This window comes from Kitasatospora sp. NPDC088391, from assembly GCF_044753345.1.
Lineage (GTDB): Bacteria > Actinomycetota > Actinomycetes > Streptomycetales > Streptomycetaceae > Kitasatospora.
In genome coordinates this window covers 413,484-434,203 of the sequence record NZ_JBIVNB010000003.1, presented here as the reverse complement: position 1 = coordinate 434,203, position 20,720 = coordinate 413,484, and the positions used below count along the sequence as shown (strand labels likewise).

Here is a 20,720-nt window from a genome sequence, read left to right as displayed (position 1 = left end):
GCTCCGCAGCGCCGTATCACGAGGTTCCACGAACAGATCAGGCAGATCAGGGAGGTGGCGGTCAAAGGCCATGAGCGCTAAGGACTACGTGGAGAAGGACTACTACAAGGTCCTCGGCGTGCCCAAGGACGCCACCGCCGTCGAGATCAAGAAGACGTACCGCAAGCTGGCCCGGGAGTTCCACCCCGACGCCAACAAGGGCGACGCCAAGGCCGAGGAGCGCTTCAAGGACATCTCCGAGGCGTACGACGTGCTCTCGGACGAGAAGCGCCGCAAGGAGTACGACGAGGCGCGCTCGCTGTTCGCGGGCGGCGGCTTCCGCTCCGGCGGGGGCGGCGGAGCGGGCGGGTTCGACTTCGGCGACCTGTTCAACAACGGTGGTGGCGGCGGCGGAGCGGGCGGCCTCGGCGACGTGTTCGGCGGGCTGTTCAACCGCGGCGGCCGGCAGACCGCCCAGCCGCGCCGCGGGGCCGACGTCGAGACCGAGGTCACGCTGAACTTCGAGGAGGCCGTCGACGGCGCGACCGTGCCGCTGCGGATGACCTCGCAGGCCGCCTGCCGCGCCTGCGCCGGCACCGGCGCGAAGAGCGGCACCACCCCGCGGGTCTGCCCGACCTGCGTCGGCGCGGGCACCGTCAGCCGGGGCCAGGGCGCCTTCGCGCTCTCCGAGCCGTGCCGGGACTGCAAGGGCCGCGGCATGATCGTCGACGACCCGTGCGCCGTCTGCCACGGCAGCGGCCGGGCCTCCTCGGCCCGCACCATGCAGGTCCGCATCCCGGCCGGGGTGCAGGACGGGCAGCGGATCCGGCTCAAGGGCAAGGGCGCCCAGGGCGAGCGCGGCGGCCAGCCCGGCGACCTCTACGTCACGGTGCACGTCGACCCGCACCCGGTGTTCGGGCGCAAGGGCGACAACCTGACGATCTCCGTGCCGGTGAGCTTCCCCGAGGCGGCGCTCGGCGGGACCATCGAGGTGCCGACCCTGAACGGCCCGGCCGTGAAGCTCAAGCTGCCGCCCGGCAGCGCCAACGGCCTGACCATGCGGGCCCGCGGCAAGGGAGCCACCCGCAAGGACGGCACCCGCGGCGACCTGCTGGTCACCGTGGAGGTCGTGGTGCCCAAGCACGTCGAGGGCGACGCGCTGAGCGCACTGGAGCAGTACCGCGAGGCCACCGCCTCGGACGACCCGCGTGCCGCCCTGTTCAAGGCGGCGGAGGGAGCGTGAGACCCCGATGAGCCCCCACCACCCCGACAGTCCGCGCGACGGCCGGATCGGTCCCGGCCTGGGCGAGGGCCTGCCCGGCTCCGGCCGGGCGGCCCGCCCCGCCGCCCCGCCGCCCTACGTCCTCACCGAGGACACCCCGGTCTACGTCATCTCGGTCGCCGCCGAGCTCTCCGGCCTGCACCCGCAGACGCTCCGCCAGTACGACCGGCTCGGCCTGGTCTGCCCCGACCGCACGGCCGGCCGCGGCCGGCGCTACTCCGCCCGGGACATCCAGCAGCTCCGCGAGGTGCAGCGGCTCTCCCAGGACGAGGGCATCAACCTGGCCGGCATCAAGCGGATCATCGAGCTGGAGAACCAGGTCGCCGCCCTGCAGGCCCGGGCCGCCGAACTGGTCGACGCCCTGGAGGGCGCCGCCGCGACCCTCCAGCAGCGCGAGGCCGCCGTGCACGCCTCCTACCGCCGCGACCTGGTCCCCTACCAGCAGGTCCAGCAGTCCAGCGCCCTGGTGGTCTGGCGGCCCAAGCGCTGAGCGCGGCCCCGCGTCGGCGAGCCGCCGAGCCCCTGCCCATCGGGGGGTATCGGCGGCGTCGCCGTGCTGGGAGAGTCTTCGCAGGACGGGCGGCCGGGTGTCGCGGGCGGAATCCGCAGCGGGGCGATTTTGCCTATGATCCGTACTGGTCACCGGGCTGGCCGGGCACCGCCGTACACGAGGTCATCGCGGAGGGGAGCAGTCAATGCGCATAAGCCGGGACTCCGTACCGGTCCATTCCGCCGACGAGTTGCTCTCCGTCGCCGCACATGAGGTGTACCTGTCCATTGTGCGTTCCGGCGGCCGGGCCAACACGGCAGAACACCAGGCGGCGGAAAAGCAGATCCAGGAGCTGCTCGATTTCGGACTCCTGATCCACGACACCGACGACCCGTCCGGCGTGGTGGCCGTCGACCCCCGGGCGCTGTCGATATCCCTGAACAGTGCATGGCAACGCGAAGCGGCCCATTTGCTTCAGCGATCGGCGGCGCTCACCGCCGGACTGCGGGATCTCGGCGACGCATTCAGCGAGCTGAACGGCGGGGGCGAAGCCGGCGGAAAGATCGAATACGTCCACGGGTTCACCGCGATCGACCAGCGCCTGGGGATGCTGGTGGAGAACTGCTCGCACGAGCTGCTGACCGCGCAGCCCGGCGGCGGGCGCAGCGCGGAGACCCTGCGGGCCGTGATCGACCGGGACCTCGGGGTGCTGCAGCGCGGCGGGATCACCCGGAGCATCTACCAGCCCAGTGCCCGCTACTCCAGCCCGACGCTGGACTACGTGGAGACGATGACCGCCGCCGGGAGCCAGATCCGCACCCTGGGCGAACCGTTCTCGATCCTGATCATCGCGGACCGCAAGACGGCCGTCATCCCCGGCAGCGAGGACATGAAGCAGGCCGCCTTCATCAAGGACCAGGCGGTCGTCAGCTACCTGCTGCAGGTCTTCGAGTCGCTCTGGGAGCGCGCGATCCCGTTCCACGCGAGCCGGGAGGTGCCCCCGCAGGTGCTGTCGAGCCTGCGCCGGCAGATCATCCGCTCGATGGCGCAGGGCGTCGGCCACCGGGTGATCGCCCGCAACCTCGGCCTGAGCGAGCGGACGCTGGCCCGGCACATCGCCGAGATGCGCGAGGACTACGGGGTGGACACCCTGTTCCAGCTCGGCTGGAAGCTCGCCCAGGAGCCGGAACAGGTCATCGCGGACGAGCTGCCGACGGAACCGGCGACCGCCGAGGACTGAGTCCGCCGGCGTGCGGGAGCGGCGGCCGACCGGAGGTGTCCGGTCGGCCGCTCGGCCCGTCGTCGGAACCGGCAGGGCCCTCGCCCCGGGGGCGTCAGGTGAGGGAGGCCCGACCGTCCGAGGCCACCGCGGAGGGCCATCCGCTGTCCATCGCGACCGTGTGCACGGCGTGCACCGGGGCCGCCGCGTGCGGCCACCCGCTGTCGGCCGCCGACGCCGCACTGGCACCGACGAAAAGGGCAGCACCAATAAGGGCAAAGGTGGCGATGAGGCGACGCGCGATACGCACGGCAGCCCTCCCTTCCAGAGTGATCACGTCAAACGACTTCAACTATGGCAATCCGACTGGATGTTAATAATGCCAACCAGTGGCCGGGAAGCGGTAGTCGACAGGGCGTGTCATCTCCCTGCCATGCAGTGATATGACACCTGGCGGCAGTGGACGACCTCGCAGCCCTGCGGCCACGATCAGTGGGCCCAGCACTCGTGACGAGCCTGATCGGTCAGCGGAGGACCACGCGAGTGGCATGAACTCGGCACTTTGGTTTTGAACCAACGAATGTCAGCAGCATTCGCACACACGCCACGCCCCCCTGGCGGGACATGCCCCGCCGACTGATTCTTGCGGAGTCGACATGAGCGAGCACCACCTGCAGCACCGCGCCGAGGGACGGCGTGCCCGGGTCTTCCTGGCCGCGCCGCTGATGCGGCTGACCGGTCCGGCCGACAGTGTGGTGACGCTGGCCAGCCGGACCAGGCTGACCACGCTGCGGAGCACGCTGCTGGGCAGCGGGGCCGCGGTCTACAGCGCGCACCACAGCGACGCGTGGACGGTGGCCGGGCGGGCGCCCGAGCCGCGGGTGCCCTCGGACTTCCGGGCGATGCAGAGCGCGGACCTGGTGTTCGCGTACATCGGCGCCCCGCTGTCGGCCGGCGTGAGCCTGGAGCTCGGCTGGGCCTCGGCGCTGCGCAAGCCGATCGTGCTGCTGGTGGACGAGGCGATCACCCACAACCCGCTGATCGCCACCATCGAGCAGGTCACCCCGGTGCTGCCGCTGGTGTTCGACGACACCTGGTCGCAGGAGGCGCTGCACCACACCGTGGAGACCGCGCTGGACTGGGCCGGGATGGCGCTGTCGCTGCGCGGCGGCTTCTGGACCGCGCCCGGCGAGCAGTTCCCGCGCCCGCGCCGCGAGCACACCGGCCCGTACGGCTTCTGGTCCCCGGAGATCGCCACCGGCTGACCGCGCGTCAGCTCCCGGCGGCTCCGTCGCGCGGCCCCTCGGCTCCCCGCATCTGCCAGCCCAGCTGGAAGAGGGTCTCCGCGGCGTGCAGTTCGCGCAGCCGGGAGATGTGCGCGGCGACGGTCCGCTCGCCCAGGCCCAGCCGGGCGGCGACGGAACGCTGGGTCAGCCCCTGGGCCAGCAGCCTCCCGACCTGTTCGTGCACCGGCACCGTGCCCTCGCCCTCCAGGCCCGCGGTGCCCCACTGGATGCGCTCCGCGCGCTCCCAGTCCCGCTCGAACGCGTCGACCAGGAACGAGACCACCGCCGGGTCCTCGACGAACGCCGCGCTGGAGTTGTCCGCCGAGGCCGGGACCACGGCGATCCGCCGGTCGAAGACGATCATCCGGCCGAACGGCTCGCTCAGCGTGCGGAACCGGCCGCCCCAGCCGGTGACCTCCTCCGCCCAGCGCACCGTCGGCTCGTCCAGCAGCGCGGTCGGCTCGTAGACCGTCCGGATCGTGCCGCCCCGCTCCAGGAAGCGGCGGGTGCGCTCCCGGGCCCCCGCCAGCAGCTCGGCCGGGCCGGCCCCGCCGGGGTGCAGGGACAGCTCCTCCTCGTACGCCTCGCTCGCCAACTGCTGGACGCGGTGCCGGATCTCCTCGGTCCGGTCGACGTGCTGCACGACGCTGGAGCGGTCCGCGCGGCGCGGGGTGGCGTAGTAGGCGTGGGTGAGGTCCTCCAGCAGGGCCGGCATCTCCTCGGCGCGCAGCAGCATCCGGGTGCCCTCGGCGCGCAGTTCGGCGCTGATCCGGTCGCTCACCGCGCGGGGGTTGACGGCGGTCAGGGACTGCGCGACGGCGTCGTGGGCCAGCAGGCCGAGCTCCATCAGGCGGAGCACCCCGGCCGGGTCCTGCTCGACCGCCTCCCGGAACGCCACCCGGCCGCCCTGGTCGAGGATGCCCTGGTACAGCCGCCGCTCCGACTCGCTGGGCAGGGCGGTTCCGCCGGTCTCGCTCACTGGTCCCCACTCCTTCTCAACCGTCCGCCGCTCCGGGCGCCGTTCCGTCAGGTGGTTCCGCCCGGCCCTCCCGTGCCCCGCGCAGCTGCCAGCCGAGCTGGAACAGGGTCTCCGCATCGTAGAACTCCCGCAGCCGGGCGATGTGCCCGGCCACGGTCCGCTCGGACAGGCCGAGCCGGGAGGCGATCGCCCGGTGGGTCAGCCCGGCCGCCAGCAGGGGCCCGAGTTCGGCCGGCACGCCGGTCTCCCGGGGCGTCCCGGCCAGCGCGTGCCAGTCCGGGCGCTCGGCCCGCGCCCAGTCGCGCTCGAACACGTCGAGCAGGGCGGCCAGGACGGCCGGGTCCTCGACGAAGACGGCGTGCTCGTCGTCGGCGGAGGCGCTGACCACGGCGATCCGGCGGTCGAAGATCAGCATCCGGCGGAAGGGCTCGTCCAGGACCCGGACCCGCTCGCCGGCCGCGGAGACCACGGCGGCGTACTCGGCGGTGGGCCGGTGGGTGAGGGCGCCCGGCTGGTAGAGGGTGCGCAGCGCGATGCCGCGGGCGAGGAACTCCACCGTGCGGTCCCGGGACTGCCGCATCTGGTCGGTGGGGCGGGCGCCGCCGGGCTGCGCGGCCAGGGTCTCGTGCCGCATCTCGGACTCGATCTGCAGGATGCGGTGCCGGATCTGCTGACGGTCCGTCACCCGCTCGACGCCGCGCCCGGGGTCCGGGCGGAGGCGGGCGGTGTCGTACGCCTGGGCCAGGTCCGCCATCCGGGCCGGGACCTGCCGGGACTCGACCAGCCGCCGGACCGCCGCGTCGCACAGGTCGGCGCCGAGCCGGGCGGCGACGGCGCGCGGGTTGACGGCGGTCAGCGACCGGTCCCAGTCGTGGTGCACCAGCAGCCCGAGGTCGACCAGCCGCCGGGTGGCCTCCGGGTTCCGCGCCATCGCCTCACCGAGCGTCACCCGCCCGCCCTGCGCGAGCACTTCGCGGTACAGCGCCCGGTCCTCCTCGGGCAGCAGGTCGCTCACCGGTCCTCCCCGCGCATCAGCCAGCCGAGCTGGACCAGCGTCTCGGCGCCGTGGTGCTCGCGCAACCGGGCCAGGTGGGCGGCGACGGTGCGCTCGGAGACGCCGAGGCGGGTGGCGATCGCCCGCTGGGTCAGCCCGGCGGCGAGCAGGCCGGTCAGTTCGGCGGGCACGCCGGTCTCGCGCGGGGTGCCCGCCAGGGCCTGCCAGTCGACGTGTTCCGAGCGGGCCCAGTCGCGTTCGAAGCGGTCGACCAGGGTGGCGACCACGGCCGGGTCCTCGACGAAGGCCGCTCCCAGCCGGTCCGGGCCCGAGGGGACGAGCGCCACCCGGCGGTCGTAGACCAGCAGGCGGCCGAACGGCTCGTCGAGGACCCTGGTCTGCTCGCCGAGCGCGTTGACCGCCGCGCAGTACTCGGTGGTCGGGCGGTGGGTCCGGGCGCCGGGCTGGTAGAGGGTGCGCAGGGCGACACCGGCGGCGAGGAAGCGGCGGCCCTGCTCCAGGGACTGCTTCAGGAGTTGCGGCGGACGGCCCCCGCCCGGCTGGGCGGCCAGCCGCTCCTCCCGCATCTCGGCCTCGATCTGCACGATCCGGTGGCGGACGTGCACCGCCCGGTCGACGTGGCGCACGACGTCGGCGTGCCCGCGCCGGGCGGCCAGGGAGTCGTAGCCCTCCGCCAGTTCCGCCATCGCGGCCGCGGCCTCGTCGGCCCGGGCCAGCACCCGGGCGCTGTCCTTCCGCAGGTCGGCGGAGAGCCGTTCGGCGACCGTCCGCGGGTTGACCACGTTCAGCAGGCCGTCGAACTCGTAGTGGAAGAGCAGGCCCAGCTCCAGCAGCCGCAGCGCCGCCCCGGCGTCCTGCTCCATCGCCTCGCGGAGCAGCACCCAGCCGCCCTGGGCCAGGATCGACAGGTACAGGGCCTGCTCCCGCCCGGTCAGCAGGTCGGTCACGGCTCCTCCCCGCGCATCAGCCAGCCGAGCTGGACCAGCGTCTCGGCGCCGTGGTGCTCGCGGAGCCGGGCCAGGTGGGCGGCGACGGTGCGCTCGGAGACGCCGAGGCGGGTGGCGACGGCCCGCTGGGTCAGCCCGGCGGCGAGCAGCTCGGTCAGTTCGGCGGGCACCCCGCTCTCGCGGGGCCGGCCGGCCAGGGCCTGCCAGTCGACGGCCTCCGAGCGGGCCCAGTCCCGTTCGAAGCGGTCGACCAGGGTGGCGACCACGGCCGGGTCCTCGACGAAGGCCGCGGCGGTGTGGTCGGCGGCGGCGGGCAGCACCGCCGTCCGGCGGTCGAAGACCAGCAGCCGGGCGTAGGGCTCGTCCAGGACCCGGAGCCGCTCGCCCAGGTCGGTCACCTCGGCCGCGTAGGCGACGGTGGGCGGGTCGGCGAGCGCGCCCGGCTGGTAGAGGGTGCGCAGTTCGATGCCGGCGGCCCGGTGCTTGCGGGTCTGCTCCAGGGACTGCCGGAGGAAGCGGTGCGGCCGGGCGCCGCCGGGCTGGGCGGCGAGGATCTCCTCGCGGCACTCGGATTCGAGCTGCAGGATGCCGTGCCGGATCTGTTCGAGGTCGTGGACGTGGCGCACCACGCTGGAGCGTTCGACCCGGCCGAGGGCCGAGTCGTAGGCCTGGGCCAGCGACTCGTACCGGGTCGGGGCCTCCTCCGCCCGCAGCAGCAGCCCGGCGCCCCGGGTGCGCATCCCCTCGCCGATCCGGGCGCCGACCACCCGCGGGTTGACGGCGGTCAGCGACCTGTCGACGGAGTGGTGCGCCAGCAGCCCGAACTCGATCAGCCGCTGCGTCGCCTGCGGGTCCTGCGCCATCGCCTCGCGGAGCATCACCCGGCCGGCCCGCAGGACGTCGAGGTAGAGGGCCCGTTCGGCGGGCGTGGGCGGTTCAATCACGGGGCTCACCGCCGCGCATCAGCCAGCCGAGCTGGAACAGGGTGTCCGCGCCGTGGCGTTCGCGGAGGCGGGAGATGTGGCCGGCGACGGTGCGTTCGGACAGGCCGAGGCGGGTGGCGACGGCGCGCTGGGTGAGGCCCTGGGCGAGCAGCCGGCCGACCCGGTCGGCGGCGGTGCGGGACGGGGCGTGGTCGAGCATGGCGCGCCAGCTGACGCGTTCGGCGCGGGCCCAGTCGCGTTCGAAGCCGGCCGCGATCATCGCGACGGTGGCCGGGTCGGTGATCACCGCGGCCCGGCTGTGGTCCTCCGCGGCGGAGACCACCGCGACGGCGCGGTCGAAGACCAGGGCGCGCTGGAAGGGCTCGTCGAGCAGGCGGACCTCGCCGCCGGCGGTGGTGAGGGCGTCGGCGTAGTGGATCGCGGCGGGTTCGCCGAGCACGCCGGGGCGGTGCAGGGTACGGATCCGGCAGCCGCGGCCGAGGACCGGGAGCTCCTGCCGCAGCGAGGACTCGAACGCGGCGGCGGCGGGCTGGCCGGGGTCCGCGGTGAGCACCTCCTCCCGGCAGTCGGAGCAGAGCCGGGCGATCCGGCCGCGGATCTGCTGGTGGCCGATCACCTGGACGTCCGCGCCGAGCGGCCGCATCGGCCGGGGCACGCTGTCGTAGGCGTTGATCAGCCGGTCGAAGGCGGCGGGGAGCCCCTCGGCCCGGTCGAGCAGGCGGGCGGCCTCGGCGTTCATCTCGTCGCCGAGGGTCTCGGTGACGAACCGCGGGTCGACGGCCAGGTAGCTCTCGCCCATGCCGTCGCGGACCAGCAGGCCGGTGCGCAGCAGCTCGTCGAGGTCGGTCCGGCGGTCCGCGGGGACGGCGCGGGCGGCGATCCGGCCGCCGGCGTCGAGGACGTCGAGGTAGAGCCGCCGGACGCCCTCGCCGATCGGGGCGGGGGCGGCGGCGGGGGCCGTTGCGGACGGCGGTGCGGGTTCAGTCACGGGGCACTCCGCCGCGCATCAGCCAGCCGAGCTGGAACAGGGTGTCCGCGCCGTGCAGTTCGCGCAGCCGGGAGATGTGGCCGGCGACGGTGCGCTCGGACAGGCCGAGCCGTTCGGCGACGGCGCGCTGGGTGAGGCCCTGGGCGAGCAGCCGGCCGACCCGGTGGACGACGGCGCGGGTGAGGGCGCGGGGGTCGAGGCCCTGCCAGTGGACCTGCTCGGCGCGGGCCCAGTCGCGTTCGAAGCCGGCCGTCAGGTAGGTGATCGCGGCGGGGTCCTCGACGAAGGCGGCGCGGCCGTGGTCGTCGTCGGCGGGTATCACGGCGACCCGCCGGTCGATCACGATCATGCGGAGGAACGGCTCGTCGAGGACCCGCAGTTGGGCGCCGTGCCCGGCCATCGCGGTGGCGTGCCGGACGGCGCTGTCCGCGGTGAGCGCGACCGGCTGGTAGAGGACCCGCATGGTGCCGCCCCGACGCAGCATCAACCTGTCCTGGGACTGGGCGAGTTCGAGGACGGCGGGGGGTCGGAGCCCGGGTTGGGCGCTGAGCAGTTCCAGCCGGCAGTCGGCGACCAGTCCGGCGATCCGCAGCCGGATGTCCTCCTGGCCGTCCACGTAGACGGGCCGCCGGGCCCGGGCGGCGGGCCGGGGGACGGCGTCGTAGGCGCGGGCGAGCGGGTCGAGGGCCCCGGGCAGCCGGTCGGCGTCGAGCAGCAGCCGGGTGGCCCGGGTGCGCAGCTCGCGGCCGAGCCGGGCGACGACGGAGCGCGGGCTGACCGCCACGTAGCAGCCGTCGATCCGGTTGGCGAGGAGCAGGCCGATCGCCACCAGCTGTTCCAGCAGGGCCTGTTGGCGTTCCGGGGAGGTGTCGGGGAGGACGGTCGGGCCGTCGAGGGGAATCCGTCCGCCGGCGGCCAGCACGGCCAGGTAGAGGCGGGCGGCGTCGTCCTCGGGCAGGGTGCCGTCCGGTGCGGGCACCGGTGCGGGTCCTGGCGCCGTGCCGGGGCCCGGATCGGGCGTCCGGTGGTCCGCTGCCACGTCGAGCTCTCCCTGCTCTGTTCCTCCGTCTGCGGATGATGATCCCAGCAGGGTCCCCCGGCTCGACCGCGGGAGTCCCGCACAACGGGCGCGTCCCCCGGGCCGGGTGCCTTGCGGCATCCGGGGCCCGAGGGACCCGCTCGTGTCACGCCAGCGTCAAAGCGCTCTCGGCGAGGCGGAGCAGCAACGCCTCACTGAACCGTGTCGGACCGCCACCACCACACGTGGCGTCCCGGCCGGTGCCCTTTCCCCCGTCGCGCGGATGCGAACGCACCTGTCGCCCCGCACGAAGGACAAGTCGCTACTCGGGCTGCGGCGGCCCGGGACGACTTGGCGTGACTACACCCTCACAGCGCGGCGAACCTCGAACAAGGGCTCTCCGGCTGCAGGTTCCCGCAAGTGCAGGAACCTGCAGCAAACCGCACCGTCCGGTGTCCGGAAATCCGCTTTCCCGGCCTTGCCCCCCTCTCCCGAACAGGCATTCGGTCGATGACGGACGGAACGCCACGACCGGCCGGAATGCCACCGCCCGCGCACGGAATTCCCCACTCCTCCGCCGGATCCACAGATCCGGAATGCTCCGCCGTCGAAGTTCCGGCCGTCCCCCCGGCGAGCCGCCCCGGCAGCCCGCGGCGGCCCGCGGCAGCCCGCGGCGGCCCGCAGCGGCCCCGCCGCCGGGGCGGCCGCGGGCTACAGCAGCCGTCCGGCCCGCAGCCCGGCCGCCGTCCGGACCGCGGCCACCGACCAGGCCGCGAACAGCAGCAGGTAAAGGGCGGCAGCGAGCGCGGTGAATCCGGCGAATCCGGTGTGCCGGGCCAGCGCGGTGGCGCCGGTGACCAGGGTGCCGACCGGGAAGGTGAAGGCCCACCAGGTCATCGCGAACGGCATTTCCGCCCGCAGCGCCCGCAGATTGGCGGCCACCGCGACGGCCAGCCAGAGCAGCGCGAACCCCATCACGGCGACGCCGTACACCTCGGCCAGGCCGCGGGCGGCGGCCGCCGCGCCGGGGCCGGCCCCGGGCAGCGCGAGCGGCAGCGCGTCGGCGAACTGGTGCACGGCGGTGGTGGACTGGCCGAGCGGGCCGAGCACCAGGAACAGCGAGGGGGTCAGCACCAGGGCGGGCAGCCGGGTGTGCAGCAGGCCGCCGAACACCACCGGGAGCAGCGCCAGGGTGGCCAGCAGGCTGGCGCCGAACATCGCCACGCAGCCGTACAGCAGGGCCTGCCGGGCCGTGCCCTCGGGCAGGTGCGGCAGCAGGGCGGGGCCGAGCGCCGCGGAGACCATCGGGGCGACCACCGGGAGCAGCCAGGTCGGGTTGGCCTCCAGCACGGACAGCCGGTGCCGGGTGACCATCAGGTAGGGCAGCCCGGCCGCGACCGCCAGGGCGTACCCGGTGCCGACGGTCCACAGCAGCAGGTCGAGCGCCAGTCCGGCCCGCTCGCCGAGCACCGGTCCGCCGACGGTCAGCGCGCCGTACCCGACGGCCAGCAGCGCCATCGGGGGGCAGCCGTAGAAGACGGCGGCGGCCGGGTCCTCCAGCAGGGTGCGGCGGGCCTGCCCGCGGTGCCTGGTCAGGTGCACCGCGCGGGCCGCCAGCAGCACGGCGAGCAGCACCAGCGACAGCGTCCACACCGCCTCGGCGAGCACCGCCCGCCCGGGCAGGTCGACCGGCAGCGCGGCGGCGGCGTTGCCGGTGATCGCGGTGCCCATCACGACGGCGTACCAGTTGGGGCCGAGCCGGGCGAGGTCGAGGGTCCGCAGACGGGCGCGGGGGGCGGTGAGGGTGGCCATGGCTCCACCGTCGCCCGGCGGGCGGGGCGGCGGTAGCGGCCCCGCCACTATGGGGGCATAGCCTGGGCCTATGGCTCTCTCCCCGCACGTCCCGGAACTCGGCGCTCTGGAGCTGCTGCTCGCGGTGGCCCGGCTGGGCAGCGTCGGCCGGGCCGCCGCCGAACTGGGCGTCAGCCAGCCCGCCGCCAGCGCCCGGATCAAGGGCATGGAGCGGCAGATCGGCGTCCCGCTGCTGGAGCGCTCGCCGCGCGGCTCCCGCCCCACCGAGGCGGGCCGGCTGGTGGTCGAGTGGGCCCGGCAGGTGGTGGAGGCCGCCCAGGCGCTGGACGCCGGGATCGACGCGCTGCGCGGCCGCCGGGACGCCCGGCTGCGGGTGGTGGCCAGCCTGACCGTCGCCGAGTACCTGATGCCCGGCTGGCTGCTGGCCCTGCACGAGGCCAGCCCCGGCACCGCGGTGACGCTGCGCACCGCGAACTCCAAGGACGTCGCCGCCCAGGTGCTGGCGGGCGAGGCCGACCTGGGCTTCGTCGAGGGCACCTCCACCCCGCCGGGCCTGTCCGGCGCGGTGGTGGCCGCCGACCGGCTGGTGGTGGTGGTCTCCCCCGAGCACCGCTGGGCCCGCCGCCGCGCCCCGGTGACCGGGGCCGAGCTGGCCGCCACCCCGCTGGTGCTGCGCGAGGTCGGCTCCGGCACCCGGGAGGTGCTGGAGGAGGCGCTGGCCCCGTACGGCGGCCCGGCCGCGCCGCGGCTGGAGCTGGCCTCCTCGACGGCGCTGAAGGCGGCGGCGATGACCGGTGCCGACCCGGTCTGCCTGAGCGAGCTGGCCGTCACCGAGGAGCTGGCCACCCGCCGGCTGGTCGCGGTGCCGCTGGACGGCCTGTCGCTGCAGCGCCCGCTGCGCGCGGTCTGGCCGGCCGGCCAGCGTCCGGCGGGCCCGGCCCGGGAGCTGCTGGGGCTGACCCGCGGGACCCGTTCCGCAGCGTTCACCAAAAGTTGAGCGGAATAGACTCAACTTAGTGCATGCTGTAGGAAGCAGAACCGATCGAACCCGAGGAGAGGGGTACGCCAGCAGTGGACGCCAGTAAGTTCACCAGCAAGACGCAGGAGGCACTGTCCTCCGCCATCCGGCAGGCCGGCGCCGCGGGGAACCCGGACGTCAAGCCGGTGCACATCCTGCTGGCCCTGCTCGAGCAGCCGGAGGGCCTGGCCCGCCCGCTGCTGCGGGCCACCGGGGCGGACGCCGCGCCGATCGCCGCCGCCGCCCGCCGGCAGGCCGCCGCGCTGCCCGCCGCGCAGGGCTCCACGGTCGCCGCCCCGCAGCTGGCCCGCGACACCCTCGCGGTGCTGGAGGAGGCCGGCGAGCGCGCCGCCGACCTGGACGACCAGTACGTCTCCACCGAGCACCTGCTGGTCGGCCTGGCCGCCGCGGGCGGGCCGGTGGCCGACCTGCTGCAGCAGCACGGCGCCACTCCGAAGGCCCTGCTCGCGGCGTTCAAGGACGTCCGGGGCAGCGCCCGGGTCACCTCGCAGGACCCGGAGGGCACCTACAAGGCGCTGGAGAAGTACGGCTCCGACCTCACCCAGGCCGCCCGGGACGGCAAGCTCGACCCGGTGATCGGCCGGGACCAGGAGATCCGCCGGGTGGTGCAGGTGCTGTCCCGCCGCACCAAGAACAACCCGGTGCTGATCGGCGAGCCCGGCGTCGGCAAGACCGCCGTGGTCGAGGGCCTGGCCCAGCGGATCGTCGCGGGCGACGTCCCCGAGTCGCTGCGCGGCAAGCGCCTGGTCTCGCTCGACCTGGCGGCGATGGTGGCCGGCGCGAAGTACCGCGGCGAGTTCGAGGAGCGGCTGAAGGCCGTCCTGAACGACATCAAGGACTCCGACGGCCAGGTCATCACCTTCATCGACGAGCTGCACACCATGGTCGGCGCGGGCGCCGGCGGCGACTCCGCGATGGACGCGGGCAACATGCTCAAGCCGATGCTGGCCCGCGGCGAGCTGCGGATGGTCGGCGCCACCACGCTGGACGAGTACCGCGAGCGGATCGAGAAGGACCCGGCCCTGGAGCGCCGCTTCCAGCAGGTCCTGGTCGGCGAGCCCACCGTCGAGGACACCATCGCCATCCTGCGCGGCCTCAAGGGCCGCTACGAGGCGCACCACAAGGTGGAGATCACCGACGCCGCGCTGGTCGCCGCCGCCACCCTGTCCCACCGGTACATCACCTCCCGCTTCCTGCCGGACAAGGCCATCGACCTGGTCGACGAGTCCGCCTCCCGGCTCCGGATGGAGATCGACTCCTCCCCGGTCGAGATCGACGAGCTGCAGCGCTCCGTCGACCGGCTGCGGATGGAGGAGCTGGCGCTGGAGAAGGAGTCCGACCCGGCCTCGGTCGAGCGGCTCGGCAAGCTCCGCCGCGACCTCGCCGACAAGCAGGAGCAGCTCAGCACCCTCAACGCCCGCTGGGAGCAGGAGAAGAAGTCGCTGAACCGGGTCGGCGAGCTCAAGGAGCGCCTCGACGACCTGCGCGGCGCCCTCGACCGGGCCCAGCGGGACGGCGACTTCGAGCGCGCCTCCAAGCTGATGTACGCCGAGATCCCGTCCGCCGAGCGGGAGTTGACGGAGGCCCAGGACCGGGCCGCCGACGAGCCGAACACCACCATGGTCAAGGAGCAGGTCGGCCCGGACGACGTGGCCGACGTGGTCTCGTCCTGGACGGGCATCCCGGCCGGCCGGCTGCTGGAGGGCGAGAGCGCCAAGCTGCTGCGGATGGAGGACGAGCTGGGCCGGCGCCTGATCGGCCAGCGGACGGCCGTCCAGGCCGTCTCGGACGCGGTGCGCCGCACCCGCTCCGGCATCGCCGACCCGGACCGTCCGACCGGCTCGTTCCTGTTCCTCGGCCCGACCGGCGTCGGCAAGACCGAACTCGCCAAGGCGCTCGCGGACTTCCTGTTCGACGACGAGCGGGCGATGGTCCGGATCGACATGAGCGAGTACGGCGAGAAGCACTCGGTCTCCCGCCTGGTCGGCGCCCCGCCCGGGTACGTCGGCTACGAGGAGGGCGGCCAGCTCACCGAGGCGGTCCGCCGCCGCCCGTACAGCGTCGTGCTGCTGGACGAGGTGGAGAAGGCCCACCCCGAGGTCTTCGACGTGCTGCTGCAGGTCCTCGACGACGGTCGCCTGACGGACGGTCAGGGCCGCACCGTGGACTTCCGCAACGTGATCCTGATCCTCACCTCCAACCTGGGCTCGCAGTACCTGGTGGACCGCGCCACCCCCGAGGAGCGCAAGAAGGAACTGGTGCTGGAGACCGTCCGGCAGTCCTTCAAGCCCGAGTTCCTCAACCGGCTGGACGACATCGTGGTGTTCGACCCGCTGGGCACCGAGGAGCTCAGCCGGATCGTCGACCTCCAGATCGACGCGCTCTCCCGCCGGCTGCGCGACCGCCGGCTGACCCTGGAGGTCACCCCGGCCGCCCGCGAGTGGCTCTCGCTCACCGGCTACGACCCGGCGTACGGCGCCCGGCCGCTGCGCCGGCTGGTGCAGTCCGCGATCGGCGACCAACTGGCCAAGGAGATCCTCTCCGGCCGGGTGCACGACGGCGAGACGGTGCTGGTCGACCGGGACGACTCGGGCGACCGGCTGACGGTCGGGTCGGGGCCCTCGCTGTCGAAGTGAACCGCCGGGCGGGCGGGACCGGCTCCGGTTCCGCCCGCCCCGCGCCACCTGCGCCGACGCCCCGGACCCCACCCGTCGCGGAGAGCCGCCCGCGCACCGGGGTGCACCCTGTGCCCCGGGCCCCGAATGAGGCAGGATGGTGCCCAGGAAAGGCGGCCCCCCACCGGCGGCCAACCTTGCGCACCGTGAAAGGGACACCCCCGTGAGCATCGACCCGTCGTCCATCCCGTCCTTCGGCCTGCCGCAGGGCGGCGGCCAGCCCGGCGGCGCTCCGGCCGGGCCCCCGCCGGTGATCGTCCCGGACCAGAACCTGGTCGGCCAGCTGCTCGACCAGATGCAGCTCAAGCACGTGGTGGACGAGGAGGGCGACCTCACCGCCCCCTGGGAGAACTTCCGCGTCTACTACATGTTCCGCGGCGACCAGAAGGAGCTGTTCGCGGTCCGCGCCTTCTACGACCGCCCGTTCCCGCTGGAGCGCAAGCCCGAGGTGCTCGCGCTGATCGACGAGTGGAACCGCGAGACCCTCTGGCCCAAGGTCTACACCCACACCCACGACGACGGCGTGGTCCGCCTGATCGGCGAGTCCCAGATGATCGTCGGCAGCGGCGTGAACCTGGAGTACTTCGTCGGCACCACCGCCAACTGGACGCAGGCCGCCGTCGGCTTCGAGCAGTGGATGGTCGAGCGCCTCGGCGAGGGCGAGGACGAGCCCGCCGAGGGCGACGCCGCCACCACCGAGGAGAACCCGGCCGACGAGGCCTGAGCCCCTCCCCCGCACCCCGAACGGGCCCGCCACCGGAAAGTGGCGGGCCCGTTCCGCGTCCACCCCCTACGATCGGCGGCACGCGCGACGTTCCGGGGGGAAAGAACCATGGCCGTGGAGATCGACCTGGCACCGGCCAGGAGCCTCGACCTGGCCGAGCGGGACGGGTGGCTCGCCGACGTGGGCAACGACGCCTTCCTGCGGGCCGCGCTGGGCCCGGAGTACACGCTCCACCACCGGTCCACCGACCGGCTGCTCGGCCACCCGGACGAGACCGTCTCCGGGGAGAGCCTGCTGCTGCGGGCGCTGCACCGGTGCTTCTGCGCGCACCTGCCGCTCAGCCTCGGACCCGACCTGCTCTGGTACCTGGTGGTGCACGAGGTCGCCACCCACGTCCGGCTGAACGCCGAGACCTGCGCCGGGATGTTCACCCGCACCCCGGGCACCGTGCGGACCCTCACCGTCGTGGACGACCTGCTGCTCGCCGACGGCGACTGGCAGCGCTCGCTGCGGCTGGTCGAACCGGTGCTGCGGGCGGAACTGGGCGCGGACACCACCGACCTGTTCGGCCCGGTCTTCTCCACCACCGGGCCGGTGGAGGCCGCCGTCCCGCTGGTCGCCCTGATGGACACCGTCAGCCCGTACTACGAGTTCCGCTGGGTCTCGCTCTGCGGCATCCCGCGCGTCCGGCTGGAGGGCACCGCCGGGGACTGGCGGCTGCTGGCCGACCGGGCCGAGGCCCTGGTCGGGCGCTTCGACGGCCTGCGCGGCTGGCTGGACGGGCTGCGGCCGGTGCTGGCCGAGATCGCCGCGACCGCCGCGGGCGGGCCGGTCGACGAGGAGTTCTGGCGGTCGGTCTACCAGTGGAAGTCGTCCTCCGGCGGCTCCGTGGTGACCGGCTGGATCACCGCCTTCTTCGCGCACCGCTACGGCGACGGGACCGTCGAACCGGCCCTCGGCGACGGGATCGGGGACGAGCAGTTCCCCGGCCACCTGTCGGTCGTCCCCTTCGGGTGGCGGACCCCGGGCGCGGACCGCCGGATGGCGTTCGCCGGCGGCGTCCTGGGCATCGAACGGGACGGCGACTGGGTCCGCCCCCGGCTCGGCGTGGCCGTCCTCGAACGCACCCCCCTGCCCGCCGACGGGGAGTGGACCGCCGCCGACGCCGACGCCTTCACCGGCCGCACCGACGCCGTCCTGCACCCGCCGGGCGCGGTGACCGCCGTCTCCGCCGAGGGGGACCCGCTGCCGCCGGGCCGCGCCTTCGTCTTCGGCGACATGGCCGCGCTCCGCGACGCCGACGAGGGCTACGCCGTCCTGGAGGCGGGCGGCCGCTGGTACCCGGCGGTGTTCATCGACCCGGAGTTCCTCGCGGTCGGCTCCACCGGCACCGACCTGGCCACCGCGCTCCGGTCGATCCCCCGGCACCGAGCCACCGGCGGGCCCTTGGCCGGCGGCGGCGGACCCTTGGATGATGGCCCCACCCGACACCGCTGAGGAGCCACGATGAGCACGAGGCCGCTGCTGAACCGCAGCCTGGCAGGCATGGGCACGACGATCTTCGCGGAGATGTCGGCGCTGGCCACCGCCACCGGTTCGATCAACCTCGGGCAGGGCTTCCCGGACACCGACGGGCCGCGCGGGATCGCCGAGGCCGCCGCCCGCGCCGTGCTGGAGGGCCGGGGCAACCAGTACCCGCCCGGCCCCGGCATCCCCGAGTTGCGGCAGGCCGTCGCCGAACACCAGTCCCGTTTCTACGGGTTGGCCTACGACCCCGACACCGAGGTACTGGTCACCGCCGGCGCCACCGAGGCGCTCGCCGCCGCGCTGCTGGCCCTGCTGGAGCCCGGCGACGAGGTGATCGCCTTCGAACCCTTCTACGACTCGTACGCCGCCTGCATCGCCATGGCTGGCGCCACCCGCGTCCCACTGACGCTCCGTCAGCCGTCCTTCCGCCCCGACCTGGACGAGCTGCGCTCGCTGATCACCCCGCGCACCCGGCTGCTGCTGGTCAACACCCCGCACAACCCGACCGGCACCGTCCTCACCCCCGGAGAACTCGCGACGATCGCCGAACTCGCGATCGAGCACGACCTGCTGGTGATCACCGACGAGGTCTACGAGCACCTGGTCTTCGCCGGCGCCCACCACCCGCTGGCCGCCCTCCCCGGCATGCGCGAGCGCACCGTCTCGATCTCCTCCGCGGGCAAGACCTTCTCCTTCACCGGGTGGAAGGTCGGCTGGGTCACCGCGAGCGCGGCCCTGGTCTCGGCCGTCCGCACCGCCAAGCAGTACCTGACCTACGTCAGCGCGGGCCCGTTCCAGTACGCCGTCGCCGAGGCACTGCGCCTCCCGGACGACTACTTCGCGGGGTTCCGCGCCGACATGCTCCGCAAGCGGGACCTGCTCGCCGACGGGCTGGCGGCGGCCGGCTTCGAGGTCTTCCGGCCGGAGGGCACCTACTTCGTCACCACCGACATCACCCCGCTCGGCGAGAAGGACGGCGTCGGGTTCTGCCGCTCCCTCCCCGAGCGCTGCGGCGTCGTCGCGATCCCCAACGCCGTCTTCTACGACGACGCCGAGGCCGGGCGCAGCCTGGTCCGGTTCGCCTTCTGCAAGCGGGACGAGGTGCTGCGGGAGGCGGTAGCGCGACTTCAGCGGCTCTGACTGACCGCAGGCGGACGCAGACAGCTACCTCGGCGGCTCCGCTACGCTCTGCGCTCGGCCGACGTGACGGGGCCAGCTCAGCTTCTGACCGGTCGCGATGGCGCAGGCAGCCGCGGTCCAGATCCGGGCGAGCTCCATCCCATCGGCTCTGCGATCAGCAGGGCACAGCAGAGCGATGATCCCGATGAGACCTGCGAACAGGACCAGCAACACCGCAGGAACGGCTCGCAGAGGTAGGGCTAAGGCACGGGCGAAGGACGATGCTTCGATCATGCGCTCACCCAGCCAGAGCGGGGCTGGCCCCGAACTCGGCGACCCAGGCTCGGGCCACGTCCCCCTTGGCGCTGATCAAGATGTCGGTGTAGCTGGGCCCGCCAAGAACTGAGGGCTCCAGCTCGTGCCATGCGCTCTCAGATACAGCCAGTACCAGGACAGATGCACTGGCGCTCAGCGCTGTCCGCAGTTCGGGGCCGTCGAGCAAGCGGAAAGCGTGGCTGACGTGTCGGCCGACATAGCCGTGGTCGTCTCGGAAGACGTCGCCGCTGTGCAAGGCCGCGCGCAGCCGGATCTCGGCATCTGCACGCGCGGTGCCGTTGTATTCGTAGATGGCGGTGGTCAGCGCCGGAACAACCGTGCAGGCCAGGGTATGGAGACCCGCGGAGTCGTCGATCACGGCCATGATGCCGTCACCACGGTCAAGCAGGTCGTAGCTCTCCGCCTTCAGGCCGCCGACGGCCAAGGAGCGACCAAGCGTCTCGTACAGAGCCCGTCGCATCGCAAGGCAGGCAATATCCGTACGGCCTTGGTTGAACCCTGCGATGTCCAGGCCGAAGAAGATCTTGCGCGCGTGCTCGATCAAGCGACCGCACCCCCGAGAGTGGTATTCCTCAGCGCTCCGATTGAGTCAGAATACCACTATGGCTGTCAGTCAACGGCTTTTGACCGCAACGCCTCCAGATCCTGGATGACGATCTGCCGCCGCTCCGTGGTGACGATGCCCTCATCCCGCAGCAGCCGCAGAGTTCTCACGATCGCCTCGCGGGATGCGCCGGCCCACCCGGCCAACTCCTGCTGGGAAAGGGGTAGTCGCACGACGTCGGCCGCCTCGTCGACCACTCCGATCTGCGGTGCCAGGGCTACTAGTCGCGCAGCGACCCGTTGGGCAACGGTATGGGTGGCCAGCTCCACTCGGCCTTGGTCGGCCTCCCGGAGCCGCTCGGCCACGATCCCGAGTACAGCGGCAGCCGCCTCAGGGTGCTTGCTCACCAGGGCACGGAAGTCCTCAGCAGAGACGGCCAGGGCCATTACATCGGTCAATGCGATCACCGAGGCCGATCTCGGCGTGCCATTGAGGGCAGCCTGCTCACCGATGATCTCCGGCGCTTCCCGCAGGCCGAGGACGATCTCGGTGTCATCCGCGTCCCTGATCACCACCTTGGCGGTCCCGGTACGTAGCATCACCACATGGTTGGAGAGGTCGCCCTCCTGAATGATCGTCTGGCCGACACGGAACCAGACCGTGGAGCCAATGCCTTCCGCCGCAACCAGGCGGTCCAGGCGTGCGGCCTTCGAGAGGGCGCTCGCATCAGACATGGGTACTTCCTTCTGGGCTTGGGCAGGCTCGCCCACAACGTAGAACACTTTCATCTGGCTCGG

18 protein-coding genes are annotated in these 20,720 nt (G+C 73.5%); 9 read left to right on the top strand and 9 right to left on the bottom strand.

Annotated elements, in window-relative coordinates:
* Nucleotides 1-70 precede the first annotated feature (70 nt).
* From dnaJ to ACIQBJ_RS10645, 4 genes are all read left to right on the top strand, one after another.
* Complete coding sequence (gene dnaJ / locus ACIQBJ_RS10660) at nt 71-1,222, top strand: molecular chaperone DnaJ (protein WP_400706926.1); 1,152 nt, start codon at nt 71-73, stop codon at nt 1,220-1,222.
* Between the two features lie 7 nt (nt 1,223-1,229).
* The gene (locus tag ACIQBJ_RS10655; protein WP_400706923.1) at nt 1,230-1,751 is read left to right on the top strand and encodes a heat shock protein transcriptional repressor HspR; all 522 of its coding nucleotides are present in this window, start codon (nt 1,230-1,232) and stop codon (nt 1,749-1,751) included.
* Between the two features lie 205 nt (nt 1,752-1,956).
* On the top strand, nt 1,957-2,991 hold the full coding sequence (locus ACIQBJ_RS10650; protein ID WP_400706920.1) for a hypothetical protein: 1,035 nt from the start codon (nt 1,957-1,959) through the stop codon (nt 2,989-2,991).
* Between the two features lie 635 nt (nt 2,992-3,626).
* Nucleotides 3,627-4,235, top strand: a complete 609-nt coding sequence (locus ACIQBJ_RS10645; RefSeq protein ID WP_400706917.1) for a hypothetical protein — start codon at nt 3,627-3,629, stop codon at nt 4,233-4,235.
* A 7-nt stretch (nt 4,236-4,242) separates the two neighbouring features.
* On the opposite strand, the gene ACIQBJ_RS10640 is transcribed toward ACIQBJ_RS10645, so the two are convergent.
* From ACIQBJ_RS10640 to ACIQBJ_RS10610, 7 genes are all read right to left on the bottom strand, one after another.
* Nucleotides 4,243-5,235, bottom strand: coding sequence for a LuxR family transcriptional regulator (locus ACIQBJ_RS10640; protein ID WP_400706914.1), 993 nt, complete (start codon nt 5,233-5,235; stop codon nt 4,243-4,245).
* Nucleotides 5,236-5,251: 16 nt separating this feature from the next.
* Nucleotides 5,252-6,250 carry a LuxR family transcriptional regulator gene (locus tag ACIQBJ_RS10635; protein ID WP_400706911.1) on the bottom strand — a complete coding sequence of 333 codons (999 nt, stop codon included), beginning with the start codon at nt 6,248-6,250 and terminating at the stop codon, nt 5,252-5,254.
* Nucleotides 6,247-7,197, bottom strand: coding sequence for a helix-turn-helix domain-containing protein (locus tag ACIQBJ_RS10630; RefSeq protein WP_400706908.1), 951 nt, complete (start codon nt 7,195-7,197; stop codon nt 6,247-6,249). Before ACIQBJ_RS10630 ends, ACIQBJ_RS10635 begins: the two co-directional genes overlap by 4 nt.
* Complete coding sequence (locus ACIQBJ_RS10625) at nt 7,194-8,141, bottom strand: helix-turn-helix domain-containing protein (protein ID WP_400706905.1); 948 nt, start codon at nt 8,139-8,141, stop codon at nt 7,194-7,196. The genes ACIQBJ_RS10630 and ACIQBJ_RS10625 overlap by 4 nt, the downstream gene beginning before the upstream one ends.
* On the bottom strand, nt 8,134-9,129 hold the full coding sequence (locus ACIQBJ_RS10620) for a helix-turn-helix domain-containing protein (protein WP_400706902.1): 996 nt from the start codon (nt 9,127-9,129) through the stop codon (nt 8,134-8,136). The genes ACIQBJ_RS10625 and ACIQBJ_RS10620 overlap by 8 nt, the downstream gene beginning before the upstream one ends.
* The gene (locus ACIQBJ_RS10615; protein WP_400706899.1) at nt 9,122-10,108 is read right to left on the bottom strand and encodes a helix-turn-helix domain-containing protein; all 987 of its coding nucleotides are present in this window, start codon (nt 10,106-10,108) and stop codon (nt 9,122-9,124) included. Before ACIQBJ_RS10615 ends, ACIQBJ_RS10620 begins: the two co-directional genes overlap by 8 nt.
* Nucleotides 10,109-10,858: 750 nt before the next feature.
* Entirely contained in the window at nt 10,859-11,959 is a 1,101-nt protein-coding gene (locus tag ACIQBJ_RS10610; RefSeq protein ID WP_400706896.1) for a C4-dicarboxylate ABC transporter, read from the bottom strand.
* Between the two features lie 70 nt (nt 11,960-12,029).
* On the opposite strand from ACIQBJ_RS10610, the gene ACIQBJ_RS10605 reads away from it, so the two are divergent.
* From ACIQBJ_RS10605 to ACIQBJ_RS10585, 5 genes are all read left to right on the top strand, one after another.
* The gene (locus ACIQBJ_RS10605; RefSeq protein ID WP_400706893.1) at nt 12,030-12,956 is read left to right on the top strand and encodes a LysR family transcriptional regulator; all 927 of its coding nucleotides are present in this window, start codon (nt 12,030-12,032) and stop codon (nt 12,954-12,956) included.
* A gap of 74 nt (nt 12,957-13,030) precedes the next feature.
* The gene (gene clpB, locus ACIQBJ_RS10600; RefSeq protein ID WP_400706890.1) at nt 13,031-15,634 is read left to right on the top strand and encodes an ATP-dependent chaperone ClpB; all 2,604 of its coding nucleotides are present in this window, start codon (nt 13,031-13,033) and stop codon (nt 15,632-15,634) included.
* Between the two features lie 202 nt (nt 15,635-15,836).
* Entirely contained in the window at nt 15,837-16,397 is a 561-nt protein-coding gene (locus ACIQBJ_RS10595; protein WP_400706886.1) for a YbjN domain-containing protein, read from the top strand.
* A gap of 108 nt (nt 16,398-16,505) precedes the next feature.
* Nucleotides 16,506-17,894, top strand: coding sequence for a DUF4419 domain-containing protein (locus tag ACIQBJ_RS10590; protein ID WP_400706883.1), 1,389 nt, complete (start codon nt 16,506-16,508; stop codon nt 17,892-17,894).
* A gap of 9 nt (nt 17,895-17,903) precedes the next feature.
* A complete protein-coding gene (locus ACIQBJ_RS10585; protein WP_400706880.1) occupies nt 17,904-19,064 on the top strand; it encodes a pyridoxal phosphate-dependent aminotransferase in 1,161 nt (386 codons plus the stop codon).
* A 277-nt stretch (nt 19,065-19,341) separates the two neighbouring features.
* Here ACIQBJ_RS10585 and ACIQBJ_RS10580 read toward each other — a convergent pair whose 3' ends face one another.
* Together ACIQBJ_RS10580 and ACIQBJ_RS10575 are read right to left on the bottom strand one after the other, a co-directional pair.
* Nucleotides 19,342-19,923 (bottom strand): hypothetical protein, encoded by a 582-nt coding sequence (locus tag ACIQBJ_RS10580; protein WP_400706877.1) that lies wholly within the window; start codon nt 19,921-19,923, stop codon nt 19,342-19,344.
* A 65-nt stretch (nt 19,924-19,988) separates the two neighbouring features.
* Nucleotides 19,989-20,657, bottom strand: a complete 669-nt coding sequence (locus tag ACIQBJ_RS10575; RefSeq protein WP_400706874.1) for a Crp/Fnr family transcriptional regulator — start codon at nt 20,655-20,657, stop codon at nt 19,989-19,991.
* Nucleotides 20,658-20,720 lie beyond the last annotated feature (63 nt).